Source organism: Mycobacterium sp. Soil_C_30, from assembly GCF_057656995.1.
On sequence record NZ_JBDGJH010000019.1, the window covers coordinates 61,710 to 86,095 of the forward strand.

A 24,386-nucleotide genomic window follows, 5' to 3' on the forward strand; every position below is an offset into this window, starting at 1 on the left:
CCACCTCCCACCGCCCTCACTCCCGGATCAGATCGCCGTCGGCAGCCGAGGCGCTCTCCACGGGAAGCTCCGCGTCGTCGAAGACGGTGCGGCCGATCCGGCTGTAGAGGTCGGGCCGCACCCGCCGCAGGTAGGTCGCCGTCGCCAGTGAGCCGACGAGAAGGCCGATGACGATCCACGGAATGGACTTGAAGAACAGCGATCCCGAAGCAGCACCAGCCGCCACGGCCATGTTCGACGCCATCAGATAGATCACGAACCCCATCCCCACACCGCCGATGAGGGGACACACCAGGGTGCGCCACACGCCGGCCGTCTCGGGGTGCTGTTTCTGGACGTGGAAGTAGGTGATCACCGAGATCGAGCACATCACCTGCACGACGAGTAGGCACAGGGTGGCCAGAATGGCCACCAGGGTGAACAGGATGAGATAGGGATCCGACTTCGTGAGCACCGCGACCAGGATGAGCAGCACGGTGAACAGCGACTGTGTCCACGACGCGATCCACGGGGAGCCGTGCCGCGGATGGGCCTGACCGAGACGATTCCACAGCAGACCATCCCGGCCGAAGGCGAACAGGTACCGGGCGGCAGAGTTGTGGATCGCCAGCGCGCACGCGAACGTGCCCGCCAGTACCAGCAGCTCGAACGCGGTCACCGCCCACGGCCCCGCGTACTCACGAGCCGGGGTGTAGAGCAACTCGAACGGACTGGCGCTCGAAGCCAGCGTCACGGCTTGCTGTGGACCGTTGGCGCTGATCACCGCCCACGCGACAAAGGTGTAGAAGACCCCGATCCCGATGACCGCGATCATCGTGGCGCGCGGAACAATCCGTTTCGGATCCCTGGATTCCTCGCCGTAGATCGCGGTGGCCTCGAACCCGACCCAGCACCAGAACGCCATCAGCAGGCCGAGGCCGACCGCCCCGCCGGCCACGCCGTTGGTGTGCACCGCGGCCACCGGGTTCAGCGAACTCCAGGCGATGCCCGGTCCCTGGATCAGGCCGGCGACCGAGGTGAGGGTGAGGATCCCGATCTCGGCGACCAGCGCGACGCCCAGCACCTTCGCCGCCACCGAGATGTCGCGGTGTGACAGGGCGCCGATGGCTGCCACCGCCACCAGGGCATACACCCACCAGGGCGCGTCCACCGCGAGGTAGGTCGACGCGGCCTGCTGGGCGAAGGTGGCGAAGAGCCCGATCACGCCGGCTTCCATGATCATGTAGACGAACATCGACATCACCCCCGCCGCCAGGCCCGGCGTCCTGGACCAGCCCCGCGCGACGAAGGTGTAGAACGCACCGGCAGCGGTGATGTGCCGGGCCAGTGCCACGAACCCGACGCTGAAGATGGTCAGCACCACGGTGGCGATGATGAAGCCGGCCGGGGCTCCGGCACCGTTGCCGAATCCGACCGCGACGGGCAGGTTGGCGGTCATCGCCGAGATGGGCGCCGAGAAGGCGACCACCATGAACACGACGCCGGCGAGACCGACGGCGCCTCGTTTGAGATGTGCGGGGCTTTCGGCCGCCTGGGGCACCAGCCCGCTCGGCCCTGTCTGGTCAGCGTTCACGTCGAATCCCTTCCTGCTGTTTGATGTTCGAGACAATGCCCAAATGGACTAAAGAAGTAATTAGTAGACCATAAATGTGACCTGGCGCATACCGTGTCGGCAAAAGAGCCATTGACTAGACCTTAAAGCGGTGGATATGCTCGCTGGGCCCGCGGTACAGCGCGGGTCCACCTTTCGAAGAAGGGGTGTCATGACCCAACCGCGACAGCCCGTAGTGGCCGTCACCATGGATTTCGACGTGTTGCGCCGTTACCACCACTGGCGGGCGATGCTGGCGGGTATCGTCGCCGCCGGAGCAGCCCCGCTGACCATCGACTGCCGTTACCCGCGAACAGATCTCGACCAACTGATCGGCATGGCCGACGGACTCGTCCTGCTCGGCGGATCCGACGTCAACCCCGAGTTGTACGGCGGCGACAGCGCCGACCCACTCATCGAGGCCGGCCCCCGCGCCCTGGACGACAACGAGATCACCGCACTGAACATCGCGCTCCAGGCCGGCACCCCGGTCCTGGCGATCTGCCGCGGGGCACAACTGACCAATGTGGCACTCGGCGGAACACTGATCGCCGACTTGGCCCGCGACTGCCGGACGACGCTGGCCCACCGGGTCTCCGAGGAGGCACTCGACCTGCCCGCCCATTCGGTTCACGTCGAACCGGGCACCCGGCTGGCAGAGTGGTTGGGTGCAGACGGGCGCGTCGAGGTCAACAGCCAACATCATCAGGGGTTCCTGACGTTGGCACCCGATGCACGTGCCACCGCGACCGCCGACGACGGACTGGTGGAGGCGTTCGAGATCGCCTCCGCCAACCTGGTGGCGGTCCAATGGCACCCGGAGATCCTGTGGCTCAACGACTCTCGATCCGAAAACCTGCTGCGAAACTTCGTCAACTGCTGCGCCGAGCGCTCCTCGGCCGTCAGCGCGTGCTGCTAACCAGGAGGACAACCCATGACCGGCCTCGACGTCGCACTGAGCCCGCTGAGATTTCTCGACCGATCGGCATCGGTGTTCCCCGACAAGATCGCCGTCATCGACGGCGACCGCCGCCTCACCTACGCACAGCTGGCGGCGCACGTCACCCGGCTGGCCCACGCCATCCGGGCCTCGGGGGTGGCGCCCGGCGGACGCGTGGCGTATCTGGCCTCCAACACCGCGGAGATGTTGGCAGCCCATTTTGCGGTCCCGCTGGCCGGCACCGTGCTGGTGGCCATCAACACCCGTCTCGCGGCGCCGGAAGTCCAGTACATCTGCGACCACTCCGGAGCCGAGCTGCTGTTCGCCGACGGGGCCCACCTGCAGCGCACCGGACTGCATGAGACCGACCTGGCCACGGTGCGGGAGATCGTCGAACTCCCCGACGAGCACGGCGACGATGCCGGCCTGTGGCCGGCCACCACCTACGCCGACCTGCTGAACCGCGGTGCCGACGATCCCCTGCGGTGGGAGGTCGACGACGAAGACAGCACCATCTCGATCAACTACACCTCGGGCACCACCGGCCGACCCAAAGGTGTGATGTACACCCACCGCGGCGCCTACCTCAACGCGCTCAACCAAGTGGTGCACAACGGTTTCACCGCCGAGTCGCGCTACATGTGGACGCTGCCGATGTTCCACTGCAACGGGTGGTGTCATCCCTGGGCAGTCACCGCGGTAGCCGCCACCCATGTGTGCCTGCGCGCGGTGCGCGGTGACGCGATGTGGCGCTTGATCGACGAACTGGCGGTGACCCACTTCAGCGGAGCCCCCACCGTGCTGACCACGCTCACCAATGCGCCCGAAGCGCACGAGCTGGCCCACCCCGTCACCATCACCACCGCGGGTGCCCCACCGAGCCCGGCCACCATCGGGGCCGTCCGCGGGCTGGGCGCCACGGTGACACACGTCTACGGCCTCACCGAAACCTATGGACCGTACGCGATCTGCGAGGTGCAGCCCGGCTGGGAGCAACTGCCCCGCGACGAGTTCGCAACACGACTGGCCCGCCAGGGCGTCGGCATGCTCTGCTCCGACGACATGCGCGTCGTCCGGCCGGCGGCCGAAAACGGCACCGGGCCGCTTGTCGACGTGCGCGCGGACGGATCCGAGATGGGTGAGATCGTCATGCGCGGCAACATCGTGATGAAGGGCTACTACCTGGAGCCGGAGCAGACCCGGAAGGCGTTTGCCGGCGGCTGGTTTCACTCCGGCGACCTCGGCGTGCGGCATGCCGACGGCTACGTCCAGCTGTTCGACCGGGCCAAGGACGTCATCATCTCCGGTGGTGAGAACATCTCCTCCGTCGAAGTGGAACAGGCGGTGATGTCCCATGCCGCGGTGGTCGAGGTCGCCGTCGTCGGGGTTCCCGACGACACATGGGGTGAGCGCCCGAAGGCCTTCGTCGTGACCGCCCCACAGGCCCAGGTCAGCGCCGAGGACATCGTCGCGCACGTGAAAACACGACTGGCGGCGTACAAAGCCCCGCGGGACATCGCATTCGTGGCCGAACTCCCGAAGACGTCCACCGGCAAGACTCTCAAGACCGAACTGCGCGCTGCCGAATGGGCGCAGACCTCCAGTCTGATCCGCGGCTGAGCCCCGCCCCTTCCGTAATTCCCCGAGCAAAGGAAATCTCCATGGCCGAGTACACCAACCGCCGGATGCTGCTGACCCAGCGTCCCGTGTGGACCCTCAGCAAATCCGATTTCACCGTCGACGAACAGCGCACTCCCGCACCGACTTCCGGGCAAGTGCTGGTCAAGGTCCTCTGGCTGGCGTTCGACCCGGCGATGCGGGGCTGGATGAACGACGGCCCCTCCTATGCCCCACCGGTCCGGCTGGGGGCTGTCATGCGCGGCCACGCCATCGGGGAGGTGGTCGCCAGCGCCCATCCCGGTGTACCGGAGGGCACGCTGGTGCACGGCAACTTCGGCTGGCAGGAATACGCGCTGTGCCACGTCGCCGAGGGCACCGTCGGTGAGCTCGAACACATCCGAGGCGACGCGGGAGACCTGCCGGCGGCCCGCCGGATTCCCGACGGCCTGGCCCCCACCGCGGTCCTCGGCGTGCTGGGCACCACCGGGCTGACCGCATACTTCGGCATGCTGGAGCTGGGCCGGCCCAAACCCGGTGACGTGGTGCTCATCTCGGGCGCCGCCGGGGCGACGGGTTCGGTGGCCGGGCAGCTCGCCAAGCTTGCCGGTGCCACCACCATCGGCATCGCCGGAGGCCCCGAGAAGACCCGGTGGCTCACCGAGGTCGCCGGCTTCGACGCGACCATCGACTACAAGTCCCAAGACATCAAGCAGAGTATCGCCGAGCTGGCCCCGAACGGGGTGAACCTGTTCTACGACAACGTCGCCGGGCAGGTCCTCGAGGCCGGCATCAGCAACATCGCCCAGCGCGGCACCGTCGTCCTGTGCGGAGGGATCTCCAGCGGATACTCCGACGAAGCCACCGCCTACGGGCCGACCAACCTGTCGACCATCACCGTGCGCAGCGCCAAGATGCTCGGCTTCATCGTCACCGATTTCCTGGACCAGTTCGACGACGCGGCCGCCCGCCTCGCCACGTGGATCCGCGACGGCGCCCTGGTGTGGGCCGACGACGTCCAGAAGGGCGATCTCGAAGATACCGTGGACGTCCTGAACCGGCTGTTCGACGGCAAGAACTTCGGCAAGCAGCTGCTGCAGATCGCCGAGCCGTCGCACTGCACTGCATAGACCTCACCGGTCGACGGGCCGTGCTCGGCGGGTGATCACGCTGTGCTACCGGCCTCCTCCCGGGGGCACTCGGACTACTACCCACGGTCCTCGAAGAGATCTACTTCAGGCGAGGTGTTCTCCACCGGGACCAAGGCGTGGACCGGCTCGCTGCTGCGCCCGGCAGCCATGCTGTCGGCGCCGACACTCGAACGGCCCCAGTCACCTGTTATTTGAAATAGGTTCCCGGACAAGCTGTCTGACGGCCCGACCTCCTGCGCTACCGACTCAGGGCCAGTGCGACGAACCGCTCCGCGATGAGCCGGTGGGTGGCGGCATCGGGATGCAGGTTGTCGGGCAGCGGATGCGTCGCTGCGTCACCGGGTCCGTAGAGATCGAGACCGTCGACGTAGGACAGGTGTGGATCCTCGGCCCGACGCCGTGTCACGATCTGGGTGAGCTGTTCGCGGATGCTGCGCAGCGTGAGGCGACGGAGTCCCGGGTTCGGTACCACGGCGTCGGCGGGGTCGCCCAGCGCGACGAAGCGCACCACGCCCGCCGCCAGTGCCTCGACGTCGAAACTGCCCGGCCCCGGAGTGGATTCGTGGATCGGGCAGTGCAGTGGCCCGATGACGACCAGCGGTGTGGTCGGGTGCCCGTCGCGGATGCTGTCGAGGAACCCGTGCACGGCGGGGCCGAACGCCCGCTGGCGCATCAGGTCCGAGTTCACCAGGTTGATGCCGATCTTCACGCTGATCAGGTCGGCAGGGTGATCGCGAATCGCCCTGGCCACAAATGGGTCCAGCATGGAACTGCCCGAGAAACCGAGGTTCACCAGGTCAAGGCCGGCCCCGGCGGCCGACAATGCGGGCCAGGTGGTACTGGGGGTTTCCGCGTTGGAGCCTTGGCTGATCGAACTGCCGTGGTGGACCCAGACGGGCCGGGCCGCCGGAGCGGGCGTGATCGGTGCGTCGGTGCGCAACGCCACCAGTTCCGTTCGTTCGTAATGCGGCAGCCAGATCTCGACTGTCTTGTCCCCCGGCGCCAGCCCGTCGAAGCGCAGGGTCGCCACCTCGCCCGGCTCCACCTCGGTCGCGCCCGTCGACGGGTCGATACGCACCAGGTCGCCGCCGAACACCGTCGCGTGCTGAACCTGTTGACCGTCGATCAGCAGATCCACGGCGCCGTCGGCACGCGGCGGTACGCCCACCAGCACCACGCGTGTCCGCAATATGTCGAGTTCGATCACGGTCGCGGCGGTGCGCATCACCAGGCGTACACCAGAGGGCTGCGTTTCGGCACTCAACAGTTGTGGGTCGTCGCATCGCGCCCGAGCGGCACGCGGCAGGCGGTGCGGAAGCAGGCCACGGCCGGTGTCCTCGAGGTCCGCGAGTCCGCGGAGCAGCTCGATGGTGATGGAATGCGAAATCATGCCGAGACTCCTCGAGGTCGTAGTGACACGCTACGGGTCCCCCGACGCGGGCTAAACAGGGTCCCTGAGCTGCCCTTATCGTGGGATTCGCACTTGACACCCACTGACATTTCCTCACCGTCGTGTCCGAGTTCGGAGCGCTCGGCCGCGCCCTTCAAGGGCTTGTCACGAACGAGCCAGCCACCGCCTTGCCGCTGAGTCGAGACTGCGTAGGCGGTTTCGTCACGTGACTGAGGCCCACCCCCGCGCTACTCCAAGATACGTGCCGGCTACGAACCGCTGTGACGGCCCTGCGGCCGCCGCTGCCTGTGCCGTCGACCGAAAACAACTCTGCCACAGGGGAACTGATACTTTCTGACCGGTCGCTCCTACCAAAAACGGTCATCGTCATGCACCGCACGGTAACGCCGGTTCGGCGGATTTGTCGGTGCTCGCACCACTGTAGAGGAAGGTGAAGCAGGGGGAATGCGCCGAGACAGCGTTGCGTTACACCCCGTGATCTCGATCCTGATCTTAGGATAGGTCTGTCCACGGGGTTTGCGGGCCATCGCAGTGACCGGAGATACCACGTAGCAACGAGTAGAGGACTGAACATGGCATTGAATCGTCTGGGTCGTCGCATTGCGGCAGCGGCGGGCGGTGTCGCCGTCATAACAATGATCGGCCTGACCGCGTCGTGCAGCAGCGAGAGCGACGCCCCCGAAGAGTCGACCACCACGACCACCACCACAACCACGACGACCACGGAGGCACCGCTGAGCCCCACCGAGAAGGCGCCCAACCCCAACGCCCCCAATGACCCCTTCACTCCCCCGGTGGTGGCGCCTCAGCCGACGTTGGACACCGGCCGCGACGATTACGGCAGCTAGGCGTCACTGTCGATGAACGGGGCGGGTCCGAACACCATGCGGACCCGCCCTCAGTTCTTACCGGGACCATGAGAAGAACAGCGACCGTTCGCTCACTGACTGCCTTCCTTCTTGTCGGCGCGGTGCTGGTCGGCCTCGGCCTCTCCGTCACCGAGCCCCCCGCCGATGACAAGCTCATCGAAGGCCCTTACGCATCGCTGTTGGGTGCGTCGACTGATCTCGGGCCGGCGCGTGAGCAGAGCATCGAGTTCACCGCAAGCCTCACCGACCGGTCGCGCCCCACGGCGTTGATCGACTGGGCCCGGGACCAGTCGCTGTCGGTCGAGTGGCGACCCGGCGACGACTGGGTGGTCGTCGAAGGATCACCCGATTCCGTCGAGCGGGCATTCGACGTCTCCGTGCGTGACTACCGGGGAAGGATGGGCCAACTCTTCTACGCCTCACCGCACCAGCCTGCGGTGCCCGAGCACCTGCGCGCCGAAGTTTCTGAAATGGGTCGGATCCTCAGTTACACGCCCCATCACATGTCGCTACCCGACCACCTCCCGCTCAATATCCCCGACCGGGGCCTCACCCCCGACGCGCTGCTGACCACCTACAACGCCGACGATCTGGCCAGGGCCGGCTTCACTGGCAAGGGAATCACCATCGTGATCTTCGCCTTCGACGGTTTCAGGCAATCCGATCTGGACACCTTCACCACCACGTTCGACCTACCGCAGTTCACCCCGGAGGTCGTCGGCGGATCGCCCGGTGAACCGCGCGGCGAGCTGTCGATGGACCTTCAAGTGGCACACGCCATTGCACCCGATGCCCGCAAAGTCGTGGTCAATGCCCGCCCGACCGTCGAAGGTGGCGGCGGCTATCGCAAGATCGGCCAGATGCTCGAGGACACCGACCGCCAGTTCCCCGGCGCGGTGTGGAGTTTCTCGATCGGCTGGGGCTGCGACAAACTCATCACCGCCGCCGACCTGGCCCCGGTCAGGTCGGCGCTGCGCACCGCCCAGTCACACGGCACCACCGCCTACAACGCCAGTGGTGACCTCGCCGGCATGGAATGCCGTGGCGGACAGGACTGGTCGTCACCGCCCAGCGAACAGGACGTCGGCCTCGACTCGATCGCGTCGTTGCCCGAGATGACCAGCGTGGGAGGCACCACCTTGTCCACCGACGCGGACGGAAACTGGGTGTCTGAACAGACCTGGTTCGACGTCCCGCTGTCCCAGGGCACCGGTGGCGGTGTTTCGACGCTCTTCGAACTACCGCCTTGGCAACGCACCGCCGCAGGCGCGGTACCACCCGAGCGCAACACCGGTAAGCGCATGACACCGGACGTCGCCGCGGTGGCCGACCCGTTCACCGGCGTGAAGTTCGTGCTCGACGGGCGGGTTGTCATCGGCGGCGGTACCTCACAGTCGGCGCCCATCTGGGCGGGTCTGACCGCGCTGATGAACCAGTATCTGCTGGAGAACAACGGAACCCTGATCGGCGATATCAATCCGCTGCTGTATCGCATCGCCGAGGGAGCGCCACGACCCGCCTACCGCGATGTGACGTTGGGAGGCAACGCCGTCGACAATGCCGGCCCGGGTTATGACCTGGTCACCGGGCTCGGTACCCCGGATGTCGACAATCTCGTTCGCAACCTGCAGGTCGCCCAGAAAGTGCAGGCCTGATGAGCGCCCCCGGCATGGTGGAATGCCCGGTGTGCGAGGTCGACGTTCCCGCAGGCCAATACTGCGGGCTCTGCGGAATGCCGCTGGCTGAACACCGCAGCGGCGACGGCCCACACTGGCTGCGGGCGCGTGCCTTCAGTGCCGCACCCGGACAGCGACTGCTTGCGCCCGCACTGACCAGTTCGCTCTTCCCGCACCTGACGCCGCGCTCACGGACGGTGTTCCTGATGGGCATCGGACTGCTCGCGGCCGCCTTGGCCGTCGCCACGTTCCTGCGGATGCCCGCCGCACTGATCGCGGTCGCCTCACTCGGCCTGCCCTTGCTGTTCGGCTTGTACTTGCGCGAATCCGGTGTCTCTCACGATATCCCCCGCCGCACGCTGCCGTTGACGGCGGCGCTGGGAGTCATCTTGGGCGTCGGGTGGGCGCTACTGACCGGGGCCGCCATGGCCCGCGCCTATGGCGTCCCGCTGGGCGCAGGTATCGCCGGAGCACGGATCCTACGGGACGGGATCGGGGTGCCGTTGGGGAGCATGCTGCTCATGCTGGTTCCGGCTGTGGTAACCCGCTTGTCGTGGCAAGGCAAGCGGGAAGCGTTGGACGGCTACGCAATTGGTGCACTGGGCGCCGTGACGTTCACCGCGGCGGCCACCCTGACTCGGCTGGCACCCCAGTTCACCACCGGGATGATCAACCGGGCCCGTCCGCTGGACGGGCTGCTCGTCGAAGCCGGCGTCCGTGGAATCGCCATGCCACTGACCGCCGCGGCCGTCGGTGGTCTGATCGGCACGGCGTTGTGGTTCACCCGACCGCCGGCCAAGGCCAACCAGCACCGCAGCTTCGTCCGGGCCACCCTCGTCCTGATCGCGGTCGTGGTGACCGCCATCTACGCCGCGCTGGGCATGGTCGACGTCGTCCGGCTTCCCCAGTCGTTGCAGTTGGTACTGCATCTGACGTTGACCGGGATTGCGTTGTTCGCGCTCCGGGTCGGCCTGCACCTGGCACTGCTGCACGAGGCGAAGGACGACGTCCACACCGACGAGCCCATCCTGTGCATCGAGTGCAATCACGTTGTACCCGATGCACCGTTCTGCGCCAGGTGCGGCGCCGCCATGCGCGCGTGCTCACGGCAGTCCCGCCGGACCCGGCGCGATGATCGCCCAACCCGGCTCACCGAGGAACCGGCGAGCGGGGGGCTCGCCGGAGAGATCACCGTCGGGTTGCTGCCCGGCTACTCGACACAGTCCGGAACGTTCGAGGGAACCAAGCCGCCGACGACGTCGTTTCGCACGGTGGCGCTCGCGCTCGGGATCACCATCGTCGTGCTGGCCGGCGGGCTGGTCGGCCTGTCCGGACTGATCTCGCGTCCCGCGGCCAGATACATCTGTCCGCCAGATTGCGGAAGCCCGCCGATGAACCGTGCAGTGGAGATAAACCCTCGGTTCACCTCGGCCGACGGGGCGTTCTCGGTGTCCTACCCGGTCCAGGGGTCGGCCTACGAGGTCTCCCAACACGCCGACGGGGTCACTGCAGTGCTGCAAGCCGGTGACGGCGGCACCATGCAGTTGTTCAGCCGCCCCGCGGGCGGGCGCAGCGCGAAGGACATTGCCTTCGACCTGCTGAACGAAACCTACCCCGACACCAAGACCGCGTACGAGATCCCGAACACCATGGTCGGCTACCAGCACGGATACGGGTTGGCTGCCGATCTCTGGCCGCAGGGCGCCATGAGCAGTTCCACCCGGATGCGCATCATCGTGATGGTCGCCGTCAAGAACGACCTGGCCCTGATTGCGGGTGCGGTGGGTCCGTACCGCGCCTTCGGACCGGACTTCGGTTCCGGCAAGCCGTCAGCTGCCAACCTTCAGCTCGCACTGGATATGGGTAAGTACGTCAACAGCTTCAACTGGCGCGGCGACCCGCCCCGCTGAGCGGTACCGCGCGTTCCCGGCGGCGCGCAAAGTGCCCGTGCACCGCCCTGATCTGCGACAACATGTCAGCCGCCGGATTTCAGCCGGGTGGCAAGTCGGCCGTCATGTCGTCGTACAGCAGTGCCATCCGGTCGATGAACCACACTTTGCCCGCCATCTGGACCGCCACACCGAACGCGGTCAGCCACGGGTCGAAGACGACCAGCCCCCACACGATGAACGGCACGCCGACCACGCTGAGCCCACTCAGAACCAGCGGCGCCACCCGATGACGGACCGGGATTGGCATCGCGCCTCGGGCCGACCAGTACGTCTCGCCGAGCACCCCCCGTGATGCCCAGTGATTCAGCGACTTCGGCGGCGGGAAGGCCAGCGGATTCAGGAACGTCCAGAGCAGCACGGTGCCCACCGGGACCAAGCACCACCACCCGAGCCACTGCCGCGACCAGATCGCCGTGACCAGCACGATCGGGATCGGGATACGCGTGTACACGCTCCAGGGATTGGCGTGCCGCTGCCACGCGTTGCGTTGCAGGCGGAATACTCGCGCCAGCCTGGACTCGATGGTCACGACCATCTGTCTACTCCTCCCCGGGTCGGCTCTTGCGGCTAACCGGCCACCCTTTCTGATCTTCCGTTGCATTTGTGGCGTCTCAACGACTTCTGGGGTCCTGGCACAGTTTTTGACACAGCCCGAAGGCGAAAGTCCGGCGTTGCGCGGCAGGGTTCATGCTGATCTCGAAGCACCTGCCGGCCGGACGGTGTTGTGGCTCAGACCGACTCGGATTCACCAGTCCCTGCCAGCGCTGGTCGCCAGAGTTGCGAACAGCAGCTGCTGACAAGTCGACGATGTTCTTCGACTGTCCTGCAACACCATTCAGCAGATCGGAGCCTGCCGATGCTCGAGTGCAATTTGATCCATACTGCCGGCCGAGCCAGCCACGGTGGTCTGGACGCTCTGTCGCTTCTCGAACCCCGCGACGCCTGATACTCGTCCTGGTCCGGAATCAAAGTCGACGGTCGGTCCGACAACTGCGCCGCCGACCAAGTAGGTCAGCCCTCCCCCGTCAGCGACCACCGTTTCGACGCCGCGGACCTGCACCAGGCCCGCGTCAGGATTCCCTGATGCTTTTGACTTTTCATCGGGGCAGTTCGATCTCTGATGGGATTCGCCGCGTTGGACCCATCTGCAGGCAGCGCCGCCCACCGCTCCTGGTTGGTGCAGGCCACGACCGGATAAGGGAACGGGCGAATGTTATGTGGACTCCGACATGAGCCGCATCTGATTTGCCGCTCGCGGTTGCGGGGACTGCCATCCAACGACGAGGACGCCCATGCTGCCCAGTGTCAGTATGGACGTGCTCACCTTGGTGATCGGCGACTGCATCGCCCTCGAGCACTTCCCTTGGCGGCATGCTTGCCGCCCACACTTGTTGCAGGCCATGGCTTCTGCTCAGAGCCGACACAGCATGGCGGGCGAAGGGGCGCACCGGAACGAGGTTGGCGGCCAGGACAGTGCTTTCCATGAGCGCGAAACCTCCGTCAACCGACCCAAATTGGTCAGAACCACCAACAGGTGGCGCAAGGAAGCGACAGGTGAAGACGACGTTCGCTGCGCCGCCGTGGTGGCAGAAGTGCCAGCAAAAATTAACGGCGGGAATCGATTTCCCGCGCCCGCATTCTCCGCTGACACGCCGGATTGAGAATTCATTGAGGTTTTGCTGTGCGGTTTGAACCTCACATCACCGCGTGCTTAGCTCTGACTTTGACGCAACACAAAAAGGCAGGGACCAGCGGTCCTCGAGGGGTTTGGCGATGCGCAAGCTACTAGGTCTGTCGCTGACAGCGAACACGGTGGTGTGGACCCTTGTCGACCTCGTGGACGGCACAATCGCCGCCGATGACATCGTCGAGGTCGATTCGTCCGAGGACCTGGCGAACGCAGCAGCCACCAGTGTCGAGGCACTCGCTTCCCGAACGGAACAGGACATTCACGCTATTCGAATAGCGTGGAGCAAGGGCACGGCCGGGTCAGCCGTGAAATTGACGTCGGAGCTACGGTCGCTGGGTTTCAGCGATATCGATCTGGTCTCCGCCGATGAGGCGCGGTACAGCCGGAACCGGACGGCCCGCTACATCGATCCTGCTCTGGAACTCGCGTACGGTGCTGCGCGGACCGTTACCGCCGAGGACCACAACAGGCCGTTGCGCCGGATCGCTTCGCGGCTGCCTGCCCGCCGGGTCTCCTTGGCTGTGGCGTTGAGCGTCGTGGCCATGGCCGTGGGTACAGCGGCTGCGGGGCACTTGCTGGTGGACACGGCACCGCCCCAGGCAGCCGACCACGCCGCCACGCCGGTGGCATCAGCTCCACCGCCGGACGATGCCCCGGTCATTGCCGCGCCCACTGCGGCACTGCCGCCGCCTCCCGCTCCGGAGGTCGCCGCGGCCCCGCCCATTGTCCTCGCACTCCCCCCGGTCGTGGCGGCGCCACCGACAGTTGCTGCCGAACCGAGTGTCGCGACGGCGGCACCGATAGTTGTTGAGGAACCCGAAGTCGTGGCGGCGGCCCCGACAGTCACTGACCAACCAGAGGTCGCGACAACGCCAGACACCACCGCGCTGACCGACCCCGCGCCTGCGTCGGTGGAAGCCGCCCCGGTAGCCCGCCAACCCCACCTCACCCATGAGGCGCCGTCGGCCGGGCCCACGACGGTACCCGTAACGGCCCCTTTGCCCGCCACCGCTTTGACGCCCGGTCCTGCCCCGGCCACCACGATGGCCGGCCAACCCCACCTCACCCCGGAGGCGCTGTCGGCCCGACTGCTCCCTGGTCCGGTGCCGCCCGTCTCCGTCATGGGTGTGCCCGCACCGCCACCGCCACCGCCTCCACCGAATCCGTTCAACATTCTCGCTGCGCTGCCCTGAGCGCCGCAGTCACAGCGAGCTGTTCCGGTGGCGGCTGTCGGCCAGTGTCGAACGACTGCAATCGTGCTGCGGCACCGGTTTTGGATGGATCAGTTCCGGCGCCCATTGTCGCCTGACGTCCAGTGAGGTGATCGATCAACCCAGCGGCTCGAACCCCTCGCGGTACAGCCTGAGGAAATTGCCGCCCATCACGGCGGCTGTTTCCTGCTCGGTGAGCCGGCCGGTACTGATGAGCACATGCGCGACTTCGTTGATCTTGGCGAAGTCGTCCATCCACTCTTCGGGCGGGGGTGGCGCGTCGGGCAACGATGCCCCCTGCTGTTCGCTGCGGGTCCAGCGACCTTTTCGCATCCATTCGACATCGTCGGCAGGTGAGCCTGGGGCCATATCCGATCCGAAGCCCACATGGTCTATTCCCAGGCGATCGACGTGTCGGGCGATCAGATCTGCGGCGCCTTGCGCACTGCCGGCGAACTCGCCGGCGATGTTGTTGTACGTGCACACGCCGAGTACACCGCCGTGCGCGACCAGAGCGTCGAGCACCCGGTCGCCCTTGTTGCGCGGATGATCATAGAGCGCACGGTGATTCGCGTGGTTGATCAGTACCGGACGCTGGGAATGTTCGATCGCATCTTCAGAGGTTTTGTCGCCGACATGCGACAGGTCGACCATCATGCCGACCCGGTTCATCTCGGTGACGATCTCTCGCCCAAACCGGGACAGACCGGAATCGACCGGTTCATAACAGGATCCACCGATCGCGTTTTGGTTGTTGTAGGTGAGCTGGACGATCCGCACACCCATGTGCCAGAAGTGCTCGACGAATCCGAGACGGTCATTGAACAACGACGAGTTCTGCGTTCCCAGCACGATGCCGACGCGGCCAGAGGCTGCGGCCCCTTCCAGATCGGCTGCAGTGCGCACCAAGAGCGCCACCTCGTTGTTGTCGCGAATGAGGTCGTTCCACGTCGCGATGACGTCCATGGTTTCCAGGGCGTCTTCCCAGAACGACGCGGTGATGGTCACACCTGTGACGCCCTTGGCCTGGAGATCCCGCAGGACTTTCTCGTCGTAACGGCCGCACTGCAACCCATCGATGATCATCCCCATCAGCCGGCCACCTCGTCTACGTAGGAACGGATATACCCGTAGTCCTCCTCATCGAATTCGCCGATGACATTGCCGTGCTCGTCATAGATCTGCGAGCCGGCGTGGTTTCGGGACACCTCCGAGTCCGGTGTCAGGGCTTGATCTGATGCGTAGAACATTCGCCAGAACTGGTCGGTGTCGGCATCGAAGCCACTTCGCAGCGCATCTCGTATCGCAGGTCCCTCGGCGTCGAGCGGTGTTTCGGTCGCGACCCACGCCCGCGGCCGATAAGCCAGCGTGACCGAGTGGTCTTCGACGTCGACCACGCTGATCCCCAACCCCCGGACGTGGGCGTACTCACGGAGAGCGTGAAAGATGTTTCCGCCGTTGACATCCTCGATCCGCTGTGTGGCACCGTTGACGTCCGCCTGCAGGATGAGCAGGTCCACGATCGTCGGGGCGACATAGTAGGCGGCCTGACCGCCGGCTGACCACGTCTGCGCGCGCTGCACCCGGCCGTCGAAACGGGCGATCTCATCCTTGGTGCGCTCGAGCTCGGTCAGCGTGTCGAAACCCTGCGCCTGAGCGAAGGTCAAGACATCGCGCACCGGGTTCACCATGTGCCGCTGAGCTCCTCGCGCGTGGAGGAACCGGTTGGCAATGTGCCGGAACTCGCGCACCGAGTAGTTCATTCGCTCTGACATCACTTGCCCTTTCCGCGCGAAACGACCGGAATTGCCGGATAGGCGTCCAAGGTGGCTTCCCCGGCCGAGATCTCTTCGGCAGTGGGGGCTCCGATGAAGATCAGCCCCAAAACATTTCGTTGATCTTCGCTGTCCACAGTGCGATGCAGGCCGTGGATGGCGGCGTTGACGAAACGCACGATGGACACCGGTACGAAGCTGCGGTCCAGCATGTTCATATGCGGTGAGTGAAACAGCTGTCCCGCCAGCGACTGGATCCGTTCGATGACGGCACGCAGGTCAGGTCGCTCCGCGAGAACCTCACCCACCGGCTGATCGGCCGGCCGACCGGCCAACTCCGCCGCCAGCGTCTGCGTGTCCCCCGGCAGGTCCAGTGCCCAGTTACGTCCGCCGGACACTTCATGAGCCGGTCCGCGCCGTGGCTCCTCCGCATCCGCCGACTTGTACCAGACGAAATCGCGGGCCCCGTCGGCGTCCATGTCCATCTCGAGTGCCCACTGATACTCCGAGTTCAGCAGATCGGTCAACTGCCCCACCGTCATCCGTGGATCGGAGTGGGTGAGCTCTGAGCGGATACCGTTGGCGAGCGCCTCTTCGATCGCTTCGGCGGGCAGCAGCTCCAACAGGTTGGCGGCAATCACCTCCCACGCCTCGGCTCCGATCACGGTCTTGAGCACGTCCAAGAGCCGCGCACCGGTGGCGGGTCCGCCGTCGAGCAGTCCGCGTAGCACTCCGGCCGCGCGCCGCAGATCCACGCCCACATCGTGGGGATCCTCGAACACCCGATATACATAGGGATCCGCCGCGTAGTAGTCCGCGGAGTGCTCGATCAACGCCACCATGCGCTCAGCTTCTTCGGATCCCGGCTGCAGCTCGATGGCCGCCGCCTCGGAGATGAGCCGCTGACGCTCGCCGAGCCACGCACCGATGAGATGGGGATGGGTGTTGACGAAAAACAGCAGCCCCAACGCCGATCCGTTGCCGATCCCGACCATGCGGCGCAATTCGGGTGCCAATGCCACTGCATCCGGACTACGGTGCGCTGCCAACGCGTTCACCAGATCAGCCGCATACTCACGCATCAGGTATGCCGAGAACAGCTGCGCGTGAAGCGGATCACGCAACGGATGATCCTGTCCCAGCGCCAGGAACGAGCGGGTGTTGAAGGTGCCGTTGCCGTCCAGCCCGGTATTCCTCATCAGATATCCGATCTCCCAGAGGAACCGGGTATCGGGCTGACGGCCGTCGGCGAGCGCGTCGACCACGTGGTCGAAGGCGCGGAAACTGCGGTTGGATCGCGCCCAGGTGAGCGTGCCCGGAATCGCCCGACCCACGTAGAGCTTCGGTAACTCCTCCCGGGTTCGGGCGCGGTCCTCGGCAGTGGTCTCACCGTCGACCAATGCGGCCATCATGTCCCAGTTCTTCTGGGTGATCCGGCCGGTTCGGCCTTCCCGATCGGGTTCGAACCCGAAGACCACAAAGTCGAAGACGTGGGCACCGGCGCGGACGCGGTAGAGCGCCTCACCTTGTGACTTGTCGTCGATGTCGAAGTACACCCGCTCGAAGCTCCACTGCTCGCGCACCATCCGCTCGAGTACAGCTCGCGCGACGGACATGCGACTCGGCGCCATTGCCTGAAGCCGCTGCGGTCGCATCACCCGATTCGGGTCGAGCAGTTCTTCGCTGGCAGAGCGATCCTCCGGTGGGCGACCGGACAAGACCGTTGTCATCGCTTGAGCTCCTTCTGGTTCATGCTGACGTGAATCCTGTTGTTGTGGAGATGATTTCCTCGATGTCCCGGGCCGCGGGCTCGAGTACCGCCAACGCCGCACGGGTTCGCGTGCGCGCCTGCGGCCAATGAGCGCACAGCGAGTAGCGCACGGCCCCGGCGACTCGTCCGATCGGTACGGCGACCACCTCGATGGGGTCGTACTCGGCGTCGACGACGGTGGCGTAGCCGTCAGCACGGACCTGGGCCAACTGCTCCGGGTCTGCGAGTTCAACGCCGGCCTCCACCAGGTGCTGGTACTGCCGGGGCGCCGCGTATGCGGTCAGGACCAGGCCCAGCGCGCTGTCCATGATCGGGAACCGGTGTCCGTGCGCCACGCTCACCCGCACACCGCGCGAAGGCAGCCCACGCTCGATCACCGTGACGGCATCGTTGTCGATGGCCCCGAGCGAGATCACTTCCCCGAGCTCCTCGGCTGCTGCCGAAATACGTTCGGCGATACGGGCATTGAGGCCGGAATGCCGCAGCGCAGCCTGTCCCAGACGAACCGGCCGAAGCGAGAGCCGGTAGGTGCCGTTGGCCAGATTCTCCAACCAGCCGGCCTCCACCAGGGTGACCAACTGCCGGTGCACGATAGATCGCGACGCCCCGAGTTTGCGGGCGAGTTGCGACACCCCGACCGGGCCGTCGGTGTCAGCCATCTCATCGAGTAACTGCAGCATTTTCAGGTTCGACGACAGAGGTGCGGTACGCCCCTCGGCTTGTTCCACTGATGCCATTGTTTTCTCGTCACCTATTAGAGGACACTGTTCCCCTGCTGGGGACAGCTGGACAGTAACGCGCAGTGTCAAACTATGTCAATGACCAACTAACACGCCGTTTAACTGGACTTTTGAGAATTCTTGCCCACTCTTCCATTACGGGGGCTTGTGTGTAAGATCACTAGCACCGTAAGTGAATTTAGTGGCAGTTGTCACCTATGCGGCGACAGACAGGCAATTGAACGCCTTCCGCGCAGCTGTGTACAACGACGGCAACCGCATCGCGAAGGGAAACGATGAAAACCATCCGTTGGAGGCATGCGAGCGCCGCGGGCGCCATCCTCCTAACCGGCACGCTCGTCCTCACCTCTTGTTCTGGGTCGCAGAACGGGGGCGGTTCGGGCTCCGGGGGCGCTGTCCTGGTGATCGACCACTCGTTCACCGCTCAGTCGATCGACCCCGCGACCATTTTCCAGGTGACGGATGCCATGGTTGCGACCGGCATCTATCAGACCCTGGTGAGTTACGAAGGCAGCAACACCGAACCGTCACCGGAGCTGGCGAAGTCCTGGACCGTCAGTCCTGACGGCCGTGCCACCACATTCATCCTCGACGAACGGGCCAAGTTCGCCGATGGCGATTCCGTGACCGCCGAGGACGTCGTGTTCTCGTTGGAGCGGTTGCGAAACCTCAAGGCCAGTCCCTCTTATCTGATGGACGGCCTCACCGTCGCTGCGCCGGACGAGAAGACGGTGGTGATCAGCTCGGAGAACCCGGCGCCGTACATCCCCAGCCTGGTGAGCTCGACGGCGGCTGCCATCGTCGACGCCGACAAGGTGCGCGCCGCAGGCGGCAGTGACGCGGCTGACGCCTCCACCGCCGACAAGGCCGGCCAGCTGTTCACCTCGGCACAGAACGGTATCGGCAGCGGGCCCTATCAACTCCAGCAGTACGACACCAACTCGCAGATCACACTGGTCAAGAACGAGAACTGGTGGCTCGGCGATGCACCGTTCGAGCGGATCGTCATCCGCAACGTCAAGAGTGCACAACAACAGAAGTCCAGCATCGAATCCGGTGAAAGCCGGATCGCCATGGACATTCCGGGCCGGATCGCCGAAGACATCGACGAGTCCAGACTGACCGTCACCCCGTCGGCGTCACCAGAGGTCCTGTATCTGGCGATGTCCATGGATCCGGCGTCGCCGACATCCAAACCTGCTGTGCGTGAGGCGATCCAGCGTGGTTTGGATTATCAGGCACTGATGGGTCTGGCCGGTCCCGGAGCCAAACGCGCGGCAGGCATCGTGCCCGGACACCTGACCGGGGCCATCCCGGCCGACCAGGCCATCAGCACCGACGTCGCGGCAGCCAAGGCGTTGATCGAACAGGCCGGTGCCTCGGGTGCCACCATCACCTTCGACTACGCCAACGACTACACCCGGCTCGCAGGGGTCGACTACAACGTGATCGCCCAGGCCATCCAGGCTCAACTCAAGGCCATCGGACTGAATGTCGAGCTCAATCCGACTCCCACGTCCACGTCCCTGCAGCGCTACAGCGACGGCCAGACCCAACTCGCGCTCTGGTCCTGGCCGCCGGACTACCCGGACCCGGACAACCTGTTGGTGTTCTCCCCGGGTGCGCTGATCGGCGAGCGGGTGCACTGGGCGCCGGCGGCGGCGCCGGATGTGGTGGCGCTCAACGACGCCGCGCGCGCTGCCGTCGGCGATCAGCGCGAGTCGGCGTATCTGGCCTGGAACAAGGCGGTCGCCGCGCAGGCACCGTACGCGTACCTGTTCGAGCCGGCGTTCACGTTGGTCACCGCCAAGAGCGTCACCGCAGAACGGGACATCATGGCAGGCTTGAACCTCGCCGACATCACCACCAGCACAGAGACCGCGCAATGACCACCACCTCGGTGGAGTCTCTCGAAGCGTCGGTGGACGGCGCCGGCAACGGATCACCCGCCGGCGGCGGTTCCGGACTGACCCGGTTCGTGCTTCGCCGCGTGGCCACATCACTGGTTACTCTGCTCGGAATCACGGTGGTGTCCTTCGGGATCAGTGTGATGGTCCCGGTACGCGCCGAGACCATCAACCTCAGCCAGCAGGCGCAGGCCAATCCCGAAGTGGTCGAGGCCTTCCGGGAGAAGTTCGGCTTGCAGCTACCCATCTGGGAGCAGTACCTGCGCTATCTCGGCGGACTGCTGCGCGGGGATCTGGGAATCTCGCAGCAGACCGGGAATCCGGTGGGCCGCGATCTCGCCAGCTATGCACCGGCCACATTGGAACTCGTCATCACCGCCACGGCCATGTCGTTGATCGCCGGTGTGGTCTTCGGTGTCATCGCGGCGGCCTGCCGCAACCGTTGGCCCGATCACGTGGCCCGGATCGTCTCGCTGATCGGTGTCAGTCTGCCGACCTATTGGCTGGCGCTGGTCGGCTCAACGGTATTGTTCCGTCAACTCGGCTGGTTGCCCGGCAGCGGACGGCTGGACGCGATCATGTTGCCGCCACCGGAGGTGACCGGTTTCTACACGGTCGACTCGCTGCTGGCCGGTGACTGGCCTGCGTTCAGCTCGGCCGTCAGCCACCTGATTCTGCCCGCGTCGGTTCTTGCGGTGTCGACGCTGGGGATGATCCTCCGCTTCACCCGCAGTTCGGTCATCGACGGGCTCAACACCGACGCGGTCAAAGCTGCGCGCGCCAAGGGCTTACCCGCACACCGGGTGCTCATCCGCTACGCGGTACGAATGGCCTCGAGCCCCATCATCACAGTGACAGCCCTGTCGTTCGGGTTCCTGCTGGCCGCCACGGTCTACGTCGAGCAGATCTTCTCGTGGGGCGGGATGGGCCAGTACGCCTACCGGGCCTCCACGAATCTCGATCTCAGCGCCATCACCGGCATCGCCGTCGTCGTCGCCGTGATCTTCCTGGTGGTCAACTTCACCGCCGATATGCTCGCTGCCGTTTTCGATCCGAGGATCCGCCTCCAGTGACCACCACCGAATCCCTCGACGCCCGGCCAACGGTCCCGCGCAACACAGGAACACGGCGCGGCCGCACCCGGGCCCGCCGCGTTCCGCCGTGGCTGCGCAGACCCAGCGTCGTCTTCGCCATGATCGTCCTGCTGGCCTGGCTGGCAATCATGGTCATTCCGGCTCTGCGACCGTACGACCCCACCACCGCCGTCGGCCCGGCGCTGTCACCGCCAACATCGCAGTTCTTGCTCGGCACCGACGCACTGGGACGCGATACCTTGAGCCGCACCCTGGCCGGCGCCTCGGTCTCGGTGCTCAACGGAGTGATGATCGTCGTGGCCGCCGCGTTGATCGGCACGATCATCGGCCTCATCGCCGGCTTCTTCGGCGGCTGGGTTGACGAGATCCTGATGCGCATAGCGGATCTGGTGTTCGCCTTCCCCGGCATCATCTTGGCCATGGCGATCGCCGCCGCGCTGGGACCCAGTGTGCAGAACGCCGTGATCGCCGCAGCGATCAGCTGGTGGCCGGCTTACGCCCGCGCGGTCCGGTCCATCGTTCTGTCCCTGCGCGAATCGGAGTTCGTGCTGTCCAATCGGCTGGCCGGTGTCGGCACCATCCGCTCCATCGTGACCGATCTGCTGCCCGCCGTCGCGGGATCGGTTCTGGTGCTGGGGATGCTCGATATCGGTGGCGCGATCCTGTTCCTGGCCGGCCTTTCCTTCCTCGGGCTCGGTGCGGTACCGCCGACCCCCGAGTGGGGCGCGATGATCTCCGGCGCCGTGCAGTATTTCGATCAATGGTGGCTGGCGGTTGCGCCAGGCGCGGCGATCATCTCGGTGGTCCTGGCGTTCAATCTGATCGGTGACGCGCTGCGGGACCAGCTCGAGCCTCGGCTGCAGGAGATCTCAGGAGACAACTCATGACACTGCTCGAGGTTCAGGAGCTGACAATCGCGCGCCCCGACGGAGTCCCCGTCGTCAGTGACGTCTCGTTCACCGTGGACTCTCGCGAGGTCGTCGGCGTGGTCGGCGAATCCGGCTCAGGAAAGACGATGACCGGGATGAGCCTGATCGGGCTGGTCCCCCATCCGCTGCGAGTCACCGGTTCGGCGCGGCTGAACGGACGCGAGCTGCTGGCTCAGACACCTCGCCAGTGGCAGCGCACCCGCGGCCGCGAGGTGGCGATGGTGCTGCAGGACCCATCATCGAGTCTGCATCCGATGCTCAAGATCGGCGAACAGCTCACCGATCATCTGCGGGTACATCTCGGGCTGCGCCGCTCGGCAGCGCGGACCAAAGCGATCGACCTCCTGCAACAGGTGCATCTGCCAGAACCCGAGGGGCTGCTGAAGCGCTACCCGCACCAGCTCTCCGGCGGTATGAAGCAGCGCGTTTCGATCGCCATGGCGCTGGCGTGCGACCCGGCGCTGCTCATCGCCGACGAGGTGACCACCGCGCTGGACGCCAACATCCGGATCGAGATCCTGCGCCTGCTCGACGAGCTGCGCGAAGCCACCGGTATGGGCATCGTGTTCATCACCCACGACCTGGCCATGTTGTCGTCATTCGCCAACCGGGTCAACGTATTCCGCACCGGTCGAATTGTCGAAGCTGCCGAGGCGACCACGATCTTCCATCATCCAGAACACCCCTACACACGTGAACTGCTCGACGCCGTGCCGCGCATCCCGTGGAAGATGGGGTCGGCAGCGGAGGCCAACCGATGACAGCGTCCACTCCCCTGCTGACCGTTCGCGACGCGGTCGTGAAATACAAAGCGCGAGGACAAGCGCCCAAAGTCGCCGTGCGCGGTGTCAGCATCGACATCAACCCAGGACAGATTGTCGGCATCGTCGGCGAAAGTGGCTGTGGTAAATCATCTCTCGCGCGTGCCATGGTCGGCCTGCAGCCGACGGCTTCCGGCAGAATCGAATTCTGTGGCAGCGCGGTCGCGCCGCTGCCCATCCGTCGACGTGCCGCCGCGATGATTCCGCTGCAGATGGTCTTCCAGGACCCGTACGCGTCACTCAACCCTCGCCGCCGCATCGAAGACCAGTTGATCGAGGTGATTCGCGGAAGTCGACGGGCCATGGGGAAGCCCGCACCCAGCGCCGCTGAGGTCGCACAGATCGTCACCTCCGCCCTCGACAGGGTGGGTCTCGATGCCGGCTTGCGCAACCGCTACCCGCACGCGCTCTCCGGCGGACAGCGCCAACGGGTGGCGATCGCCAAAGTGCTCGCCGTGGAAACCAGAGTCATTGTCGCCGATGAGCCCATCGCCTCCCTGGACGCCTCATCACAGAAACGCATCGCGGCACTGTTACGCGAGTTGGTGGACACACTGCAGATCGGCATGGCGATCATCTCCCACGACCTGGCCGTCATCGCCTCCGTAGCCGATGTCACGGCGGTGATGCGCCAGGGTGAATTCGTCGAAGTGGGTCCTACTGAACAAGTTTGGACGGCACCGCAGCATGCTTACACCCGCGAACTGCTGGGCGCCGTCCCCGACCTGGTCGGCCGCTCGGCGTGACCCATCACCAGGAGACCATGTGACCGAAACGAAGAACGCTCTGCAGCACGTCCTCAGCGAGGGCGACGACGGCACCGACCTGTCCTCCGAACTGACCGTTTTCCCCACCGGTTTGGTGACCACGACACAGATTCCAAGCGGCCCGGACGGCTCCATCGACGGCGGCGACATCACCTCCCAGTCACGTCAGACACTGAGGAACCTCGAGGTGGCGCTGGCATCGGTCGGGGCGACGCTGGCCGATGTGGCACACCTGACGATCTATCTGACGGATATCGCCGAGCGCACCGAATTCAACCAGGTCTACCGCGAGATGTTCACACACCCCTACCCGGTGCGGTGCGCGGTGGGAGTGGCCGCGTTGGCCCGACCCGAGATGAAGGTCGAAGTCACCGCGCTGGCTTTCACGGGGTCCTTGGAGTCGCGCTCAGTCACCTCAATCGAGGGTGCAGAGGCACCACCCCGCCGCTAGCCTTTGCCGGGCGTCAACCGCTG

At 65.6% G+C, this 24,386-nt stretch carries 21 protein-coding genes; 14 read left to right on the plus strand and 7 right to left on the minus strand.

Translation table 11 applies throughout. The annotated features are described in order from the left end of the window. Positions 1-16: 16 nt before the first annotated feature. Complete coding sequence (locus AC3A6P_RS27300) at positions 17-1,573, minus strand: APC family permease (RefSeq protein WP_487695277.1); 1,557 nt, start codon at positions 1,571-1,573, stop codon at positions 17-19. A 190-nt stretch (positions 1,574-1,763) separates the two neighbouring features. Between AC3A6P_RS27300 and AC3A6P_RS27305 the strand changes: the two genes are divergently transcribed. Genes AC3A6P_RS27305 through AC3A6P_RS27315 form a run of 3 tightly spaced genes read left to right on the plus strand, consistent with a single transcriptional unit; the run spans position 1,764 to position 5,278 of the window. Then, positions 1,764-2,510 carry a gamma-glutamyl-gamma-aminobutyrate hydrolase family protein gene (locus tag AC3A6P_RS27305; RefSeq protein WP_487695278.1) on the plus strand — a complete coding sequence of 249 codons (747 nt, stop codon included), beginning with the start codon at positions 1,764-1,766 and terminating at the stop codon, positions 2,508-2,510. A gap of 15 nt (positions 2,511-2,525) precedes the next feature. Further along, the gene (locus AC3A6P_RS27310) at positions 2,526-4,151 is read left to right on the plus strand and encodes an AMP-binding protein (RefSeq protein ID WP_487695280.1); all 1,626 of its coding nucleotides are present in this window, start codon (positions 2,526-2,528) and stop codon (positions 4,149-4,151) included. Positions 4,152-4,192: 41 nt separating this feature from the next. After that, positions 4,193-5,278, plus strand: coding sequence for an NADP-dependent oxidoreductase (locus AC3A6P_RS27315; RefSeq protein ID WP_487695281.1), 1,086 nt, complete (start codon positions 4,193-4,195; stop codon positions 5,276-5,278). 259 nt (positions 5,279-5,537) lie between these two features. On the opposite strand, the gene AC3A6P_RS27320 is transcribed toward AC3A6P_RS27315, so the two are convergent. Next, entirely contained in the window at positions 5,538-6,689 is a 1,152-nt protein-coding gene (locus tag AC3A6P_RS27320) for a GDSL-type esterase/lipase family protein (RefSeq protein WP_487695282.1), read from the minus strand. Positions 6,690-7,282: 593 nt separating this feature from the next. Between AC3A6P_RS27320 and AC3A6P_RS27325 the strand changes: the two genes are divergently transcribed. From AC3A6P_RS27325 to AC3A6P_RS27335, 3 genes are all read left to right on the plus strand, one after another. After that, on the plus strand, positions 7,283-7,558 hold the full coding sequence (locus AC3A6P_RS27325) for a hypothetical protein (protein ID WP_487695283.1): 276 nt from the start codon (positions 7,283-7,285) through the stop codon (positions 7,556-7,558). Positions 7,559-7,626: 68 nt separating this feature from the next. Next, positions 7,627-9,234: a S53 family peptidase gene (locus tag AC3A6P_RS27330; RefSeq protein WP_487695284.1), complete on the plus strand. Its 1,608-nt coding sequence runs from the start codon at positions 7,627-7,629 to the stop codon at positions 9,232-9,234. After that, a complete protein-coding gene (locus AC3A6P_RS27335) occupies positions 9,234-11,165 on the plus strand; it encodes a zinc ribbon domain-containing protein (protein WP_487695285.1) in 1,932 nt (643 codons plus the stop codon). Before AC3A6P_RS27330 ends, AC3A6P_RS27335 begins: the two co-directional genes overlap by 1 nt. A 79-nt stretch (positions 11,166-11,244) precedes the next feature. Here AC3A6P_RS27335 and AC3A6P_RS27340 read toward each other — a convergent pair whose 3' ends face one another. After that, positions 11,245-11,742 carry a DUF6653 family protein gene (locus AC3A6P_RS27340; protein WP_487695286.1) on the minus strand — a complete coding sequence of 166 codons (498 nt, stop codon included), beginning with the start codon at positions 11,740-11,742 and terminating at the stop codon, positions 11,245-11,247. A 775-nt stretch (positions 11,743-12,517) separates the two neighbouring features. Between AC3A6P_RS27340 and AC3A6P_RS27345 the strand changes: the two genes are divergently transcribed. Further along, entirely contained in the window at positions 12,518-12,868 is a 351-nt protein-coding gene (locus tag AC3A6P_RS27345) for a hypothetical protein (protein WP_487695288.1), read from the plus strand. Positions 12,869-12,980: 112 nt separating this feature from the next. Beyond that, the gene (locus tag AC3A6P_RS27350) at positions 12,981-14,090 is read left to right on the plus strand and encodes a DUF7159 family protein (RefSeq protein WP_487695289.1); all 1,110 of its coding nucleotides are present in this window, start codon (positions 12,981-12,983) and stop codon (positions 14,088-14,090) included. Between the two features lie 135 nt (positions 14,091-14,225). Here the strand turns inward: AC3A6P_RS27350 and AC3A6P_RS27355 are convergent, their stop codons facing one another. The 4 genes from AC3A6P_RS27355 to AC3A6P_RS27370 all read right to left on the minus strand — a co-directional run bounded on the left by AC3A6P_RS27355 (position 14,226) and on the right by AC3A6P_RS27370 (position 18,391). Then, positions 14,226-15,116: a dipeptidase gene (locus AC3A6P_RS27355; protein WP_487695290.1), complete on the minus strand. Its 891-nt coding sequence runs from the start codon at positions 15,114-15,116 to the stop codon at positions 14,226-14,228. Positions 15,117-15,199: 83 nt separating this feature from the next. Then, entirely contained in the window at positions 15,200-15,883 is a 684-nt protein-coding gene (locus AC3A6P_RS27360) for a hypothetical protein (protein ID WP_487695292.1), read from the minus strand. Next, positions 15,883-17,613 carry a hypothetical protein gene (locus tag AC3A6P_RS27365; protein WP_487695293.1) on the minus strand — a complete coding sequence of 577 codons (1,731 nt, stop codon included), beginning with the start codon at positions 17,611-17,613 and terminating at the stop codon, positions 15,883-15,885. The genes AC3A6P_RS27360 and AC3A6P_RS27365 overlap by 1 nt, the downstream gene beginning before the upstream one ends. A 19-nt stretch (positions 17,614-17,632) precedes the next feature. After that, entirely contained in the window at positions 17,633-18,391 is a 759-nt protein-coding gene (locus AC3A6P_RS27370; RefSeq protein ID WP_487695294.1) for an IclR family transcriptional regulator, read from the minus strand. 404 nt (positions 18,392-18,795) lie between these two features. On the opposite strand from AC3A6P_RS27370, the gene AC3A6P_RS27375 reads away from it, so the two are divergent. From AC3A6P_RS27375 to AC3A6P_RS27400, 6 genes are read left to right on the plus strand one after another with little or no spacing between them, the layout of a single operon-like run. Further along, positions 18,796-20,283 carry an ABC transporter substrate-binding protein gene (locus AC3A6P_RS27375; RefSeq protein WP_487695296.1) on the plus strand — a complete coding sequence of 496 codons (1,488 nt, stop codon included), beginning with the start codon at positions 18,796-18,798 and terminating at the stop codon, positions 20,281-20,283. Further along, the gene (locus tag AC3A6P_RS27380; protein ID WP_487695298.1) at positions 20,280-21,374 is read left to right on the plus strand and encodes an ABC transporter permease; all 1,095 of its coding nucleotides are present in this window, start codon (positions 20,280-20,282) and stop codon (positions 21,372-21,374) included. The genes AC3A6P_RS27375 and AC3A6P_RS27380 overlap by 4 nt, the downstream gene beginning before the upstream one ends. Beyond that, positions 21,371-22,282, plus strand: a complete 912-nt coding sequence (locus tag AC3A6P_RS27385; protein ID WP_487695300.1) for an ABC transporter permease — start codon at positions 21,371-21,373, stop codon at positions 22,280-22,282. Before AC3A6P_RS27380 ends, AC3A6P_RS27385 begins: the two co-directional genes overlap by 4 nt. Then, positions 22,279-23,085 (plus strand): ABC transporter ATP-binding protein, encoded by an 807-nt coding sequence (locus AC3A6P_RS27390; RefSeq protein WP_487695301.1) that lies wholly within the window; start codon positions 22,279-22,281, stop codon positions 23,083-23,085. Before AC3A6P_RS27385 ends, AC3A6P_RS27390 begins: the two co-directional genes overlap by 4 nt. Continuing rightward, the gene (locus tag AC3A6P_RS27395) at positions 23,082-23,891 is read left to right on the plus strand and encodes an ABC transporter ATP-binding protein (protein WP_487695302.1); all 810 of its coding nucleotides are present in this window, start codon (positions 23,082-23,084) and stop codon (positions 23,889-23,891) included. The genes AC3A6P_RS27390 and AC3A6P_RS27395 overlap by 4 nt, the downstream gene beginning before the upstream one ends. Before the next feature lie 19 nt (positions 23,892-23,910). Further along, positions 23,911-24,363: a RidA family protein gene (locus AC3A6P_RS27400; RefSeq protein ID WP_487695304.1), complete on the plus strand. Its 453-nt coding sequence runs from the start codon at positions 23,911-23,913 to the stop codon at positions 24,361-24,363. Positions 24,364-24,386: the final 23 nt, after the last annotated feature.

Excerpts from the sequence above, each read along its gene's own strand:
- AC3A6P_RS27305 (WP_487695278.1), top strand. The coding sequence starts at position 1,764 with ATGACCCAACCGCGACAGCCCGTAGTGGCCGTCACCATGGATTTCGAC.
- AC3A6P_RS27310 (WP_487695280.1), top strand. The coding sequence starts at position 2,526 with ATGACCGGCCTCGACGTCGCACTGAGCCCGCTGAGATTTCTCGACCGA.
- AC3A6P_RS27315 (WP_487695281.1), top strand. The coding sequence starts at position 4,193 with ATGGCCGAGTACACCAACCGCCGGATGCTGCTGACCCAGCGTCCCGTG.
- AC3A6P_RS27320 (WP_487695282.1), bottom strand. The coding sequence starts at position 6,689 with ATGATTTCGCATTCCATCACCATCGAGCTGCTCCGCGGACTCGCGGAC.
- AC3A6P_RS27325 (WP_487695283.1), top strand. The coding sequence starts at position 7,283 with ATGGCATTGAATCGTCTGGGTCGTCGCATTGCGGCAGCGGCGGGCGGT.
- AC3A6P_RS27330 (WP_487695284.1), top strand. The coding sequence starts at position 7,627 with ATGAGAAGAACAGCGACCGTTCGCTCACTGACTGCCTTCCTTCTTGTC.
- AC3A6P_RS27335 (WP_487695285.1), top strand. The coding sequence starts at position 9,234 with ATGAGCGCCCCCGGCATGGTGGAATGCCCGGTGTGCGAGGTCGACGTT.
- AC3A6P_RS27340 (WP_487695286.1), bottom strand. The coding sequence starts at position 11,742 with ATGGTCGTGACCATCGAGTCCAGGCTGGCGCGAGTATTCCGCCTGCAA.
- AC3A6P_RS27345 (WP_487695288.1), top strand. The coding sequence starts at position 12,518 with ATGGACGTGCTCACCTTGGTGATCGGCGACTGCATCGCCCTCGAGCAC.
- AC3A6P_RS27350 (WP_487695289.1), top strand. The coding sequence starts at position 12,981 with ATGCGCAAGCTACTAGGTCTGTCGCTGACAGCGAACACGGTGGTGTGG.
- AC3A6P_RS27360 (WP_487695292.1), bottom strand. The coding sequence starts at position 15,883 with ATGTCAGAGCGAATGAACTACTCGGTGCGCGAGTTCCGGCACATTGCC.
- AC3A6P_RS27365 (WP_487695293.1), bottom strand. The coding sequence starts at position 17,613 with ATGACAACGGTCTTGTCCGGTCGCCCACCGGAGGATCGCTCTGCCAGC.
- AC3A6P_RS27370 (WP_487695294.1), bottom strand. The coding sequence starts at position 18,391 with ATGGCATCAGTGGAACAAGCCGAGGGGCGTACCGCACCTCTGTCGTCG.
- AC3A6P_RS27380 (WP_487695298.1), top strand. The coding sequence starts at position 20,280 with ATGACCACCACCTCGGTGGAGTCTCTCGAAGCGTCGGTGGACGGCGCC.
- AC3A6P_RS27390 (WP_487695301.1), top strand. The coding sequence starts at position 22,279 with ATGACACTGCTCGAGGTTCAGGAGCTGACAATCGCGCGCCCCGACGGA.
- AC3A6P_RS27395 (WP_487695302.1), top strand. The coding sequence starts at position 23,082 with ATGACAGCGTCCACTCCCCTGCTGACCGTTCGCGACGCGGTCGTGAAA.